Consider the following 14025-nt stretch of genomic DNA (forward strand, 5'->3'; position numbering starts at 1 on the left):
TTTAATTAATTGTTTAATGCACCTGATTTACTGTTTTGGTGCTTTTTGTTTACTTAAACAAATTTATCGGATCAAAGTTACACCACCGCGCATTTCCTGCAAATCATCCCTGCCTTCAATTACACTTTTGAATTCTACACGGTAAGCGTATGTGCCTCCTGTTAAAGGTCTGCTCGGATCATTGTCGTAGCCACCATTCCACTCAAAATTCAGGTCTGATGACTGGAAGACCATTTCTCCCCAGCGATTGAAAATGAAGATCTGGAAATCGTCAGGAGAAACTAATACCGGGAATACCAGGAAGGAATCGTTTCGACCATCTCCATTAGGAGTAAATGCGTTAGGAGCATTTATCCTGGCCTTACAGTCTTCTACTACATTAAACTCGGCCTCGGTCACACAACCAAAGGCATTTGTCATACGCACATTGACAACACCCGTAACAAATACCTGTATGCTATCTGCGAAGATGTTATATCCATTCCCGTTTTGTAGAGGATTACCGTCTTCATCGAAATACTCGACACTGGAGAATCCAGGGGTAGGGATGGTAACAAAAGTATTGGATACCAACGGGTCCTCGGGACAAATGGCATATCGCGAGTCAAAAGGAATAGGGTCGGAGTTTGCAAATGAAACGGTCACTACATGAGTGTCATCGCATAATTGATCGCCATCACCAATAGCGGTAATTGTATAGGTTCCAGGTTCAGTTATCAAAATAACGCTGTCTTCATAATCCACTTCCATTGTTGGAGTAACAACTAGATTTTGTTTACTATCTGTAATAAACGGAACCCTAGCAACTGTTTCGTTACACACTGCAAAATCAGTTGGTATACCTCTCAGAATGTCAGACTCTGGCGGTGTAGCAGATACTATCGCTGTAGTTATGCATAGTCCTTCTCGTATTTCTAAATAGTACTCACCCGTTGAAATGAATTGAAATGGAATATCTGCTTCGGTACCTGAGGCTACCTGTATATTTGAACCCTGAGTGAGTAATCTCCAGTTGTAGGAAGCAGGTGCTGCAGATGTAGGAGAGAAGGTGATGTTTAGCTCTCCTTCTGCATTGCTACACTTAGTATTCACTTGTTGGTCATCTGGATCATATCCTGTGTCATCGTTTAACGAAATTGTTCTGGTATCACTACAACCGGTAGCTAGGAAGTTGGCTGTTACGGTATAAAAACCGGCCGACAAACCACCAATATTAAAAGTGCCAGGGGCCGTTACCGTAGTATCTGAATAGGAAACCGGCCCGCTAACAGAGTAGCTGATATCTCCTGAGGAAGTAAAACTTACGGATATTACGCCATCATTACGTCCACAATCAGAAGGTCTGCTCACAACCGCAAGGTCAAAATCAGGCAGTGGATTAACTACGAAGGTTTGAGGTGTCATATTAGTATTGCTGAAACCGGAGCATTCAGGGTCTATAGTAACGGTTGCCACATAAGTTCCTGGTTCATCCAGTACGAATGTAAAATCCGGGTTGTCCTGATCCAAAACTATTGTGCCTCTGACAATGGTGTTCAGGTCGTTCTGGTTATAAATATTGAGGTAGTAACTCTCAAGATTTTGAGCATTGAGAATGCTTACAGTCAGAGATTCTCCGGAGCAACCACTCATTACCTGCATACTGGCTCCATTTGCAGGTGAACCGATATTTTGAATGAAATTGGGTAATCCCAACCGGCTGGTAGTGCCCGCAGATAGCCCAAACCCATTTATAACAGGTACCTGGCCTATGCTTAGGCTGGGATTTGTAATGGTGGCTAGCGAGCCTTGTCCGTCTTGAGCAATGTATAAGGTGCCGTCAGGCCCTGCCTGTAAAGCTCCCAGCAATAAGTTTGATCCCGATACGTAGCGAACTGAATCCTGGATATAACTGGGATCTGTCGTATTTGAAGTCGTCGTTGTAGAGTCGATTGGCCACCAGTAAATATGACTTTCGGATGCTCCTTGTAGAGTGGCAAAAAGATTTCTTCCATCAGGGCTGAAGCCAACACCGTAGACCTGTCCGCTTACACTTGCAGGGGCAGTGACATTATTAACACCTGCGCTTATAGGGGCAGGATTGTTAAAGTCGAGCTGAATAATTTCATTAATAACACCTGTGCTGTCTACAAAATCAAACAGCTCAATGTAGTTTTCATTGGCAGACTCTGACAGGGCAACGGCCAGTACATCTCCAGGCCCTAAGATCATGTAGCCTTCACTTTCCCGGTCAGTATCGTGGGAGGATCCTACACTGGAAATTATTGGATTGCCAATACCATCTCCATCAATTGGGAAAGCCTTGAAGTTGTTGTTCCCAAAATCATGAGCAATAAGCCAACCGTCGTTTCCTGTTATTCTTTCGGTTACACCTGAGCAAATGGTTGTAGTCAGGTTACCATCTGCAGTCCTGACCAAGGCACCTTTTGTGCCGTTGCTTTCATCTTTCAGGTCAAATACAGTATACTTTAGGTCGTAAGTCCCTGTTCCGTAGACCTCTTCAGTTGTAAAGATGTAAAACAATGTTTCATCCCCAGGAAATGGTATAATCAAAACGGACTGCGTAGCAGTTTGATCACCGCCGAGCTTATCCGCCGGAGTGGCTCCGGTAAGCTGATTCCCTTCACCATCAAATACATCTACTCCATCCGAATACACAAGAGGCTGACCATTACGATCGCAATAAATAGCACAACCTTCCGGGGCCTGCATTTGGTTTCCTCCGTTATAAATGCTGGCATTGCCAAATGGGATTGGAGCGACCGGGTCATCAGGTAGTGGATTAAAGTCAATTCCTGCATTGTTGCCAAAGTACCAGACGTTAGCGCGCTGTTCATCTTCACCATAGGTATTGACGGTAACACCTGCATGTGTGGAGCAACCTGAAGCATCCGTGGCTATTACATAATAGTAGCCGGATGAATCAGGCGTTAATGTGTTACCTGTATCACCATTTGACCAGATTACGCTGGTAGGGGTACCACTAACCTGAGCAACTACACTGGCGGTGCCGTTTGATCCGTATGGAGGGGGGGAAATCCTCACGACAAAAAGTAGTATCTGATTGTACGGTTATCTGAATGTCAAAGGCAGTGATTGTCACTGGTTTTGTTACAGAAACTGAATCACCGTTTAAAAATGCAGTAAGGGTAACATCAAAAGTGCTGTCTGTAGCATAGGTGTGCGAAGGGCCTAATTGCAGGGAAGAACTTCCATCACCAAAATCCCAGCGAACACTGTCAGAGCCAGGAATTATAGTAGGGTAAAACAATGTCGGCGCATTTTGACAAGTGCCAGAAAAGGAGAAGTCAGCACTTAGGTCCGGATTGAGTTGAGGAAGAAAAGCCGGGAATTGCCTGCCTCCGAAGTCTGTTGAACCTAAGGGTACGGGAGCATAAAGTACCTGAGTGAATATAGTATCAGGTTCGTTGATCCTGCCCAGTTGAAGGGCGCCTCCTGCTATCTCGTATAAGTGATATATAGCACTATCAGGGGCCATTTGAATGCCGTAGCTCCTTACCATGCCACTTGTTGAAACAGGACGAGGAATCAATGTTGCCTGCGTCATGTCAACCTGCATCAGTGAATCTGCACCAGTTTCAAAATTGCCCGATAGATATAAGAAATCGCCATTATTTGACCATTCCGTATCATAAATGTTTTCTGTGCCTAATGTACTTGCGTTGGTGCCGGGGATATTTGTGACCAGGGTCAAAGTACCTGTTGCCTGATCGATAGATAGTATTTCCACCGTTTGAGTCGGCTCCGATGATGCAATAGCAAGTTGAGCGGTAGCCTGGTTGAAAGACAGGTTTACGGCATTGGTGATGGCACCTACTGCCTGTGTATTGATAGAAAATGCGCCTGTGGCATCGATCTCTACTACATCATAATTTGTTGTTCCTGTTTGGTGTGAGATTAGCCAGAAGCCATCTCTGGTGTCGTTCGGGATAATAATCATACCGGGAGACCTTGGAGTTGCCGGAAGTCCGGTGTTTGAAGGCAAACCTACCAGGTCACCTTCGGCCGGAGCGGGAAATCCAGGAGGGCCGCTGTACTGCGTAAGATCAAATATGGTGAACTCCAGTAGTCCGGTTCCATTGTTTATAGTGAATATATAGAATTGGTCGCGATTACCTGGGTTTTGGGCAATGGCTACGCCCTGGTTAAGAGCAGTATTACCACCCAATGTAGTTGCCAACACTCTGTCCATGCCATCATAAACGAAGTTGCCGTCTGTAGTGAAAATAACTTCGCCGGTGACCGGGTCGGAGGCTACTGCACTGCGGCCGGTGCCAAGAGCAAAAGGAGTATTTATATTTTGAGGTTGAAGTAATGGGCGTACGAAGCGCATGCCTTCGGAGTTGTTTCCAAAATACCAGTTAAGCCCCGAGTAATTTTGGGAAAAAGCCTGTAAAATGCTGCCAACCGTCAAAAAAATGAGTAGACAAACTCTGCGACCATGAAAATAAGGCATTTCTATCTATATTAGTTCAAAATTAATAACTGAGAAAAGTAAGCTCTGATTGCATTGAATAGTGTATTTGTTTACAGTATTCGATACTAATTTATACAAATAACTACAAATTGCCGTTATGCTATAACGCTAACTTTCTTTATTTTTGGTTCTTGTAAATATTTTTAGTTTAATTTCCTACTTTGCTGATTAAAGCAAAAATCGGACATCTCCATGGGAAGACCTTTAATACTTTTTTGTCTATTGATGCTGGCTGCTCCGGTAGTGGTAACTGCTCAGGATCCTCAATTCTCTCAATTCTATGCTGCACCGCTATATTTAAACCCTGCTTTTGCAGGAGCGATGCAACAGCCCAGGGTTGGTTTGAATTACCGCAATCAGTGGCCGGCTATAGAAGCCAATTTTGTTACCATATCAGCTTACTTTGATACTTATATAGAAAGCAAGAACAGTGGGGTAGGCTTCCTGCTGATGCGTGACACCGAGGGGCAGGCAGGGTTGAAATCTACCAGTGTGGGCTTACAGTATGCTTATCAGCTCTATATTACCAACTGGCTTACTTTCAGGCCTGGTTTTCAGGCGGCCTTTTATAACAGGAATGTCAACTTCAGTGACCTAACCTTTGGAGATCAGTTTGACCCCAATACCGGGGAAGTCATTAACCCGACGGGAGAGACATTCGGGAATCTGAGTAAAAACTTTCTTGATCTTTCTGCCGGGGGCGTGCTTTACACCAAAAATGCCTGGCTTGGAGTGGCGGCTCACCACCTGAATAAGCCGGATCAGGCCTTCGAAGAAAGTGCAGACCCTAAAGAATTACCGACTAAGCTGTCTCTACATGGTGGTGTGAAGTTGCTCTTTAGTCCGGGTACTATGGGAAGTGGATTGTATGCGCGTCCACAGGAGAGAAGTTTGACACCAACATTTCAGTATAAGACACAAGGTGAATTTGACCAGCTTGACTTAGGGCTTTACTTAACCCTTGAGCCTTTGATCTTTGGTACCTGGTACCGAGGCCTGCCATTTAAAAAACTTGAAGGCTTTAATAACAATGAATCGATTGTACTCCTTGTAGGATTTACAAAAAAAGGTGGCAACGGGGAAGTATTTAACATCGGCTACAGTTACGATTATACCATATCCAAGTTAGGTTCTGGTAGTGGAGGAGCCCATGAGCTTTCCGTTTCTTACTCCTGGTCAAGCCGCGATCCGCGCAAGCCCCCTAAAAATGTGATGCAAATCCCTTGTCCTGACTTTTAAAAACAAATATAATGGCGAAAAAGAATAAGTGGAAAAACAGAGATGGTGTAGTATATTCTACTAACGACGACTTTGAGTACAACTACGAAGGAGAGGGTGAAGAGGAAACTTTGCCGCCTGATGAGCAAAACCTGAGAGTTGAGCTGGATAAAAAGGCTCGTGGAGGTAAGCAGGTTACACTTATCAGTGGATTTGTTGGTGCCCAGGACGACCTGAAAGAGCTTGGTAAGCTTTTGAAATCGAAGTGTGGTGTAGGAGGTTCTGCAAAAGATGGAGAAATATTGATCCAGGGAGATTTTCGCCAAAAAGCTTCGGATATTTTAAGAGGTGGAGGCTACAAGGTTAAACAGATCGGTGGTTAGTCTTCTTTTTTTCTATTGTGCTGATTCGGTCTGCTTATATCCCTTTCCAGTCAGTATATAACCTGCCAGAGCATCTAAACCTTTTACCAGATCACTCCATATCCTTTCTTTGTAATATGAGTAAAATGCAATATATGGGTTTGTGGAGAAGGCATGGAAAAGCCATACAGCTTTTTCTGGGTGTGCTGATCGCATTGTTAATTGTTTGTTCTTCTAAAAGTCAGGCGCAGTCAGATGCCGGATTTATGTATGGTAAGGTTTATACGGTAAGCAATACCTATCAGGGGCAGATCAGGTGGGGAAAAGAAGAAGCTTTTTGGAATGACCTGTTTAATGGGGTAAAGCTTTATACAAACAACTACGGAGATATTCCAAAAAAAGAAAATAAAAACACTTCCTGGTATGACTTTGATTGGAGACTTTCAAGCATTTGGGAGGATAAAAGAAGTTCAGTATCGCACCAGTTTGTTTGCCGCTTTGGAGATATTAAAACAATTGAAATTACAGGGCCGTCACGAATCAATCTGATACTAAAAAATGGCGTGAAGCTGGAAGTTGGTGGTGAAGGATACAATGACCTGGGTACGGATGTTCAGGTATTGGACAAAGAGTTGGGTGCAATAACCATCGCCTGGAACAGGATCCTGAAAATCGAATTTGAACCTACGCCCGATAAGCTTTCCTTAGCGATGGGCAATCCGCTGTATGGCACAGTTGAGACGGTACGGAAAGGTAATTTTACCGGCTTTGTACAGTGGGATCACGATGAGCGACTGAGTGTGGATAAGCTGGATGGCGATGCCAGAGACGGTAAGGTGTCGGTAAGCTTCTCTGTTATAAAGCAAATAGAGAAAAGTGGCAACGGTAGCAATGTAGTGCTGAAGTCGGGTACTTCATATTTTCTTACTAACTCCAATGATGTGAACTCAGGTAACAGGGGGGTAATTGTCTCCATTGAAGGCACCGGGAAAATAGAGATTCCCTGGAAAGCATTCAAGCGAGTGGATTTTTCTGAGGCACGAAACAGTGGATTGCCTTACGAAAGCTATGTCATACCTCAGGGACTCTCCGGAACCGTTCATTTATATGAAGGAGCCAGTATTTCAGGGAAAATAATTTATGATATTGACGAATCGTGGGACGTGGAAATGCTGGAAGGTATGGACGATGAGATCCAATATCATATCCCATTCAGGAACATAAGAAAGGTGACACCCAAAAATTATGATTATTCGCTGGTTGAGTTAAAAAACGGAACCTCGCTACTGCTGGGAGGTATGCGTGATGTATCTGATGAAAATGATGGCGTTCTGGTTTTGAAGCATGGAGAAAATGATCAGGAATTCGTTCAGTGGAAAAATATAACTGAAATTGTTTTCGAATAACCCGCAAATACAGTTTATCTTGCTTTGGTTTTGAATCGAAAAAATATACTCATAGGAGGGATCAGTATGGTATTGCTTGCCGTGCTGATTTATTATTTATGGCAGTCGGATGTTGCCCCTGCGGTATACTTTACAGGAGGCTGGATTGCTGCTGTCCTAATACTTCTTTGGTCGGGCAATAGGTTTATCACTATTCAGTTTGATAAACATTTTCCCTGGTTGAGTTATGGTAATAAGAGGTTTTTTACGCATCTTTTCCTGGGTATTCTTTATTCTCTGATTATTATTAACCTGGCTTACCTTACCTTTAAAGCTATATTTACGTCAGAGCCTCCCACGAATGAGCAACTCATAGTAATGAATGTCTACGGCATTATCATGTTCATTCCCGTATTTTCAATTTACTTCAGTCTTCATTTTCTTCAGTATTGGAAAAAATCTGAACTGAACGCTGAAAAATTCAAGAAAGAAAACATCAGAACTCAACTGGAGTCCCTCAAAAATCATCTGGACCCGCACTTCTTGTTTAATAATCTGAATATTCTTTCTTCCCTGATAGATAAGGATAAGAACTTGTCCAAGGCTTTTCTGGACAATTTTGCGGAAGTATATAGAACAATTCTGCGATCAAAAGATGAAGATCTGATACCGCTGGATGAAGAGTTGAATTTTATTAAATCGTATATGGCACTGCTTAAAACCAGGTTTGAGGATATGATCATTTTTACAGAGGATATTGAGCATAAGTTTAGAATGAAAATGGTGCCTCCTATGACATTGCAAATGCTGGTGGAGAATGCAATCAAGCATAATGTAATCAGCGAGAGGAAGCCGCTGCATATTTTGTTTAAAAATATTGAAAGCGAATACTTTAGCGTGAGCAACACGTTGAATAAAAGGCCTGAAGAGTTAATGGATAGCTCCCGAAGTGGTCTGGATAATATCAGAAGAAGGTATGCATATTTTACTCAACTGGATGTGAAGGTGATCAAAACTGACACCCATTTTGAGGTAAGGGTACCCCTGCTGGAGGTAGAAACTGTTTAAGGGTAGCTAAAATTCAATATAGAGATGACTGTTTTAATTTTTGAAGACGAGACGCTGGCAGCCGATAAACTACATACTCTGTTGGAGGATGTAGACAATGGCCTGAAAGTAGTGGGTGTTTTGAAATCGGTAGAGGATGCAGTGCTTTGGCTTAGGGAGAATGAGCACCCAGACCTGATTATCAGTGACATCAGGTTGCTGGATGGATTAAGTTTTGAAATATTCAGGCAGGTGAAGGTGGACAGGCCTGTAATTTTTACTACGGCTTATGATCAATATGCTATTAAAGCATTTGAAACCAATAGTATCGATTATTTGCTTAAACCGATTCAAAAAGAAAAGTTGGCGGCAAGCATCGATAAATTTAAGAGGATGGCCGGTAAAGAAGAAACGCTCCATTATGATCAGGTTCTAAAAATGATTGAAAGCAGGGACAAGGAATATAAAATGCGTTTTATGATTAGGAATGGTAATAAAATACTGGCTGTTCCGGTTGAGAAAATTGCGTATTTCTACAGTCAGAATAAGCTTACATATATCGTTACTCATGACAATAAGAAGTATCCTTATGATCAGCCCCTGGAGGCTATAGATCAGCAGCTCGACCCTAAAGTGTTCTTCAGGGCCAATAGAAAGTATGTGGTTAAATTTGATTCAATTTGCGAGATACATCCTTATTTTAAAGGCAGGATAAAGATTAACCTGAATCCCGAGGCTGAGGATGAGGTCGTGATAAGTTCAGAGAAAACCCCCGAATTCAAGCTTTGGCTTGACCAATAGATAATTAGAAATATCACCTTACCAGATTGGTCCTGATATATCCCGATTGGGGGATATGATATACCGGCTCATCCCCTTCTCCTTTATATATAGTGTTTTAGTTGCGACATTTGAAAGCATAAGGTCAAAAACAACAAAAGGTCAAATTACTTTCAAGGTCAAAACTCAAAATTTACAATGAAACAAATTTATTATTCACTATTAACACTTAGTTTTTTTGTCTGCCTTGCTGCATCACAGGTGCATGCACAAGATGCTGGCTACATCTATGGTAAGGTTACTACAATAGACGGAAAAACATTTGAAGGCTCGTTGCGATGGGGTAAGGAAGAAGTTTTCTGGACGGATCATTTTAACAGTTCCAAATCAGAAAACAACAATTTGCAATATCTTTCCAGAGACCAGCGCCATGAGCTCGAAGACAGGCACCGAAGTTTTGGTGAAGGCTTTGTTAACTGGTTGGCCAGCAGTGTCAGCTATCACGTAGATGAATACGACCACACGCATCAGTTTGTATGTCAGTTTGGTGAAATTAAATCCCTCAGGCCATTCAGTAGAAACCGGGTCGATGTGACACTCCAGAACGGTAAGAAAGTAGAAATTAGGGGAGAAGGGTATAATGATATCGGAACTGATGTAAAGGTTATCGATGCTGAGTTAGGTGAGATATCGATTAGCTGGGGCAGGATTGAGGTTGTCGAATTCAGCGAAGCCCCAGGAAAATTAACTTCAAAATTCGGAGAGGCTCTTTTTGGTGTGGTGGAAACTTATGCAGGAACTTTTACCGGCTATATTCAGTGGGACCATGACGAGCGACTTACTACGGATAAACTGGATGGTGACACCGAAGATGGAGATTTGTCTATTGAGTTCGGAAACATCTCATCTATAGAGCGGGAAGGCTATAACAGTAGCCGTGTAGTGCTAAAATCAGGTCGCGATATGGATCTAAGGGGCAGTAATGATGTGAACTCTGAGAACCGTGGTATCATCGTTACCACAGAAAAACTGGGACGCGTTGATATCCCGTGGAAAGAGTTTAAAAAAGTTGAATTCATAAATAAGCCGTCATTTTCTCTGAAAAGATATACTGATTTCAAAAATCAAAAGCAGTTAGAAGGCTCAGTGGTGACTACGGATGGTGAAACCCTAAAAGGAAGGATAATCTATGACCTTGATGAAGAGTATAATTATGAAATGCTCCAGGGGCAGGATAATGATATAGAATACTTCATTCCTTTTGCAAGCATCAAAAAGATTATGCCGAAGAATTATGATTATAGCAATGTAGAGCTTAAAAACGGAGAGAAAATGCTTCTGGGAGAAGGTCAGGATGTATCTGACAGAAATACCGGAATATTGGTGTTCAAAGGAGGAGGCGACCCCACCTATGTGAAGTGGGAAGATATCAAAGAGGTGAACTTTAATTGATTTCGTATATTTTGTTTAGGTAAAAGGCTTCCGGATCGTTTGGTTCGGAAGCTTTTTTATAGGAAGAGTGCTTATTTAGGAAAAAAGCGTATATATATGGGGCTTTATACTTCAGTTATTAAAATAGATTGAGATGTTACTTAACTATTAATAAGGAATAAATACTTTATAGAAAAAGATGTGGCTGCTAAACCGGTTTGAACTGCTCGAAAGTTTCTTTGCAGTCATTGCAATGATGAATAGAGCGGCAGGCTGTAGGACCGAAGGGCGAGTTTAAGATTGTATTGGTGCTACCGCAATTCGGACACTCGATACGTTCGAGAATGTCAATATCAACGATCAGATTATGCTTTGGAGGAGGAGCGAGGCCAAAATCTTTTAAGGCTTTTCGGCCTTTTTCAGTGATCATATTGGAGTTCCATGATTTTTCAAATGAGACTACTACATCCACATGATCAATGCCATAGCTGTTGAGGACATCGGAAATGTCCTGCTTCATGTAATCAATAGCCGGGCAACCCACAAAAGTAGGGGTTATGGTGACGCGTACCCGGTGGTCATCAATGTCAATATCAGTAATAACGCCTAAGTCTACCAGTGACAAAACCGGTATTTCAGGGTCTTTTACTTCCTGGAGCCACTCTAATATTTGTTCTTCCGTAATATACATTCAAAACCTTAACAGTAAGCTTGCTTTTGAAGTTCAATGTTACCACTCTGCACCAGGATCTATCCTGAATACCTCCGACATTTCTTCAACAAGGGGTTGCAGATGTTCAGTATGTTTTCCTGTTCTTCCGCCAAATTCAGGTTCTATTGAGTTAAGATCAGGCAATTGCAGGCTTGTTTGAGATAATATTTCTGTAATCCTGCTGGTCCACTTTTCCTTTAGCACTTCCTCTCCCGGAAATATTCCATCTGCTATTAACTCCTGCTCGTAGGGGGAAGGTTCAAATATTCCGAGGGCGTAAGGAAGAGCCTTATCAAGTGATGACTGCAGTCTGCTTATGCTTTCCTCTGTGGCTGTACCTAATTGCTTAATCCAGGTGTTAGCATGCATCGTGTGGTACCTGATCTCTCCCTGTATCTTTTTTGCTAGCTGTGCAAGAGGTGTATAACTTGATTCTGTTAATAATTCGAAACGTATAGCTTCCGCAGTATCAAAAAGGAAGTGCCTGATGAGGCTGAAATCATATTCGCCGTTTGGAAGCTCTGTCAGCGTACAATTATGGAACTGCTCGGCATTGCGGGTGAAGGCAATGGTGTCTGGCTCACTTTCTCCAAGGCTATGCAAAATCTGGTACAATGCATGGCTTTGCCCAACCTTATCCTGGGCCATGGAGGAAAATGCAATATCTTCTTCCAAAAGCGGACCCATACCGGTCCATTCGGAGTTTCTGTGGCCAATGATAAGCTGATCGTCAGCCATTTTATATAGAAGTTCTTTGAGTGCTGTCTCGTTCATGATCTTAACTATTAACTGGCGTTACGTTCTTTAAAAGCCTTGATTTTGTCCGATGCTTTGTAATCTGAAGCATCCCTGAATTTCTTGTCAGGCAAGGTATCCCAGATGTTTTTGTCTTCTTCTGATGTAAATAAAATGTCACTGGTTTTAATTACCCAGGCGTTAAAAACTGGCTTTTCATTAATGAAAGCCGGCTTTGCCAGTGCTAAAGCTTCCTGAGGGTTTCTGGCTTCGATCGATCCCACATGCTGGTGTTGCTTGCCTCTTTTCATCAGGTGAAAAAACTCATATTCTTCCTTATCGCCTTTTTTAGGATATTCATCAGAAACATAGTTGTAAATAGTATCTTCAGCTTCAGTAAACTCTGTTACAAACACGTTTCTGGTCTCTACAACAAATAATCCTGTACAGGTGGACCTTCTGCTGAACTGTTCTTTAGCAAAAAGGAAAGCCATTTCTTTATTTGGTGCATGAACAATGCCTTCGTGCTGATATGGTTTGTTTTCTTTCTCCTGTACAAAGACTTCGAAAGTTCCGAACTGATCCAGGGGTACTTTTCGGGTAAGATCGCCCTGAAATCCTTTTATATTAAGCCTGTTAACTCTGGGGTCTAATGATTCCATTTATTTCTTAAGCAAAAAAATGACGCTTCAAAGATGTCATTTTAAATGGTGGTTTGCAATCGTTTTCGGTTATTCGTTTTCTGTTTAAAAGAGGGGCAATAGGCACCCAAAATGCCAGATGGTTTTATTCAAAATAAACCTGAGCGTGTTACTGGCCTTTAAATATAAAAAAGGCTACCTGAAGGGTAGCCTCGATTAATCTTTTATGCTAAAGGGGTAACATATTCCGTTTTAGGAGTCAGCAATGCCTGGCGTACCCATTTACCTCTTTCTTCTGCTACCCTTCGTACGGCAAGCCTTTCAGCATTGCAGGGGCCGTCACCGTTGATCACTCTTTTGAATTCATCCCAGTCAGGTTCAGTGTATTCCCACTTTTTAGTTTCAGGGTTCTTTTTCAGGTTTGGATCTGGAATAGTAAGACCCAACTCCCATATTTTAGGAACATACATATCCAGAAACTGGTTACGGCAGTCGTCATTGGAGGCCATTTTTACCTTCCACTTCATGAGTACTTCGGTATGCACTGAAACCTTATCCGGTGGGCCAAAGAAGTGCATCATAGGTCCCCACCACCTGTCTATAGCTTCCTGCATCATTTGCCGCTGCTTTGGTGTACCTGTTGCCATATGGATGACGCAGTGGTGACCATATTTAAGGTGAAATGACTCTTCTGCACAAATACGGTCCAAGGCCCTGCAATAAGGTCCGTAGCTTCCTCTTGCATTGGCAAGCTGGTTAACTATGGCCCCGGCATCCACAAGCCAGGAAATAAAACATGAATCCGCCCATGTGAAGGCAGGGTAGTTAAATATATTGGAGTACTTCGATTTTCCTTCGATCAGATCATCGATCATTTGTTCTCTCGATTTACCTAAAGTTTCTGCAGCACTGTAGAGCAGCTGGGCGTGACCTACTTCGTCCTGCACTTTTGCCATTAGGGCCAGCTTTCTTTTGAAGCCGGGCGCCCTTGTTATCCAGGTGCCTTCAGGCAAAGCCCCGATGATCTCACTATGCGCGTGCTGTTCGATCATCCGGATGAGTTGTTTTCTATACATTTGAGGCATCCAATCGTTGGGTTCGATCTTTTCACCTCTTTCTATTCGGGCTTCAAATTCAGCAAGTTTTTGAGGGTCTTCATTTTCCAAACCTTCAAACCTGGCTGATTCAAATGTGTTTCCGCCTCCGTACATAATAT

At 42.5% G+C, this 14025-nt stretch carries 12 protein-coding genes; 6 read left to right on the top strand and 6 right to left on the bottom strand.

From position 1 onward, the window contains the following. Positions 1–63: 63 nt before the first annotated feature. Both LVD17_RS17905 and LVD17_RS17910 read right to left on the bottom strand, forming a co-directional pair. A complete protein-coding gene (locus LVD17_RS17905) occupies positions 64–3045 on the bottom strand; it encodes a T9SS type B sorting domain-containing protein (protein WP_233760382.1) in 2982 nt (993 codons plus the stop codon). After that, on the bottom strand, positions 2984–4354 hold the full coding sequence (locus LVD17_RS17910) for a PKD domain-containing protein (protein WP_233760383.1): 1371 nt from the start codon (positions 4352–4354) through the stop codon (positions 2984–2986). The genes LVD17_RS17905 and LVD17_RS17910 overlap by 62 nt, the downstream gene beginning before the upstream one ends. 336 nt (positions 4355–4690) lie before the next feature. Between LVD17_RS17910 and LVD17_RS17915 the strand changes: the two genes are divergently transcribed. The 6 genes from LVD17_RS17915 to LVD17_RS17940 all read left to right on the top strand — a co-directional run bounded on the left by LVD17_RS17915 (position 4691) and on the right by LVD17_RS17940 (position 10742). Then, positions 4691–5737, top strand: a complete 1047-nt coding sequence (locus LVD17_RS17915; RefSeq protein ID WP_233760384.1) for a PorP/SprF family type IX secretion system membrane protein — start codon at positions 4691–4693, stop codon at positions 5735–5737. Positions 5738–5748: 11 nt separating this feature from the next. Further along, positions 5749–6099, top strand: coding sequence for a translation initiation factor (locus LVD17_RS17920; protein ID WP_233760385.1), 351 nt, complete (start codon positions 5749–5751; stop codon positions 6097–6099). A 116-nt stretch (positions 6100–6215) separates the two neighbouring features. Continuing rightward, on the top strand, positions 6216–7484 hold the full coding sequence (locus LVD17_RS17925) for a hypothetical protein (protein ID WP_233760386.1): 1269 nt from the start codon (positions 6216–6218) through the stop codon (positions 7482–7484). 30 nt (positions 7485–7514) lie between these two features. Continuing rightward, entirely contained in the window at positions 7515–8531 is a 1017-nt protein-coding gene (locus tag LVD17_RS17930; protein ID WP_233760387.1) for a sensor histidine kinase, read from the top strand. 24 nt (positions 8532–8555) lie between these two features. Further along, positions 8556–9311 (top strand): LytR/AlgR family response regulator transcription factor, encoded by a 756-nt coding sequence (locus tag LVD17_RS17935; RefSeq protein ID WP_233760388.1) that lies wholly within the window; start codon positions 8556–8558, stop codon positions 9309–9311. A 177-nt stretch (positions 9312–9488) separates the two neighbouring features. Beyond that, positions 9489–10742, top strand: coding sequence for a hypothetical protein (locus tag LVD17_RS17940; protein ID WP_233760389.1), 1254 nt, complete (start codon positions 9489–9491; stop codon positions 10740–10742). Positions 10743–10929: 187 nt separating this feature from the next. Here the strand turns inward: LVD17_RS17940 and paaD are convergent, their stop codons facing one another. From paaD to paaA, 4 genes are all read right to left on the bottom strand, one after another. After that, positions 10930–11412: a 1,2-phenylacetyl-CoA epoxidase subunit PaaD gene (paaD, locus tag LVD17_RS17945; protein WP_233760390.1), complete on the bottom strand. Its 483-nt coding sequence runs from the start codon at positions 11410–11412 to the stop codon at positions 10930–10932. Positions 11413–11451: 39 nt separating this feature from the next. Continuing rightward, positions 11452–12207 carry a 1,2-phenylacetyl-CoA epoxidase subunit PaaC gene (paaC, locus tag LVD17_RS17950; RefSeq protein ID WP_233760391.1) on the bottom strand — a complete coding sequence of 252 codons (756 nt, stop codon included), beginning with the start codon at positions 12205–12207 and terminating at the stop codon, positions 11452–11454. A gap of 11 nt (positions 12208–12218) precedes the next feature. Further along, the gene (locus LVD17_RS17955; RefSeq protein WP_233760392.1) at positions 12219–12830 is read right to left on the bottom strand and encodes a phenylacetic acid degradation b; all 612 of its coding nucleotides are present in this window, start codon (positions 12828–12830) and stop codon (positions 12219–12221) included. 203 nt (positions 12831–13033) lie between these two features. Beyond that, positions 13034–14020 carry a 1,2-phenylacetyl-CoA epoxidase subunit PaaA gene (paaA, locus tag LVD17_RS17960; protein WP_233760393.1) on the bottom strand — a complete coding sequence of 329 codons (987 nt, stop codon included), beginning with the start codon at positions 14018–14020 and terminating at the stop codon, positions 13034–13036. Positions 14021–14025 lie beyond the last annotated feature (5 nt).

The organism is Fulvivirga ulvae, from assembly GCF_021389975.1.
GTDB classification, from domain to species: Bacteria; Bacteroidota; Bacteroidia; order Cytophagales; family Cyclobacteriaceae; genus Fulvivirga; species Fulvivirga ulvae.

What these genes read in the sequence shown, in the direction of transcription:
- LVD17_RS17910 (WP_233760383.1), bottom strand. Translation starts at nt 4,354, where the DNA reads ATGCGCTTCGTACGCCCATTACTTCAACCTCAAAATATAAATACTCCT.
- LVD17_RS17915 (WP_233760384.1), top strand. Translation starts at nt 4,691, where the DNA reads ATGGGAAGACCTTTAATACTTTTTTGTCTATTGATGCTGGCTGCTCCG.
- LVD17_RS17920 (WP_233760385.1), top strand. Translation starts at nt 5,749, where the DNA reads ATGGCGAAAAAGAATAAGTGGAAAAACAGAGATGGTGTAGTATATTCT.
- LVD17_RS17925 (WP_233760386.1), top strand. Translation starts at nt 6,216, where the DNA reads ATGAGTAAAATGCAATATATGGGTTTGTGGAGAAGGCATGGAAAAGCC.
- LVD17_RS17935 (WP_233760388.1), top strand. Translation starts at nt 8,556, where the DNA reads ATGACTGTTTTAATTTTTGAAGACGAGACGCTGGCAGCCGATAAACTA.
- LVD17_RS17940 (WP_233760389.1), top strand. Translation starts at nt 9,489, where the DNA reads ATGAAACAAATTTATTATTCACTATTAACACTTAGTTTTTTTGTCTGC.
- paaD (WP_233760390.1), bottom strand. Translation starts at nt 11,412, where the DNA reads ATGTATATTACGGAAGAACAAATATTAGAGTGGCTCCAGGAAGTAAAA.
- paaC (WP_233760391.1), bottom strand. Translation starts at nt 12,207, where the DNA reads ATGAACGAGACAGCACTCAAAGAACTTCTATATAAAATGGCTGACGAT.
- LVD17_RS17955 (WP_233760392.1), bottom strand. Translation starts at nt 12,830, where the DNA reads ATGGAATCATTAGACCCCAGAGTTAACAGGCTTAATATAAAAGGATTT.
- paaA (WP_233760393.1), bottom strand. Translation starts at nt 14,020, where the DNA reads ATGTACGGAGGCGGAAACACATTTGAATCAGCCAGGTTTGAAGGTTTG.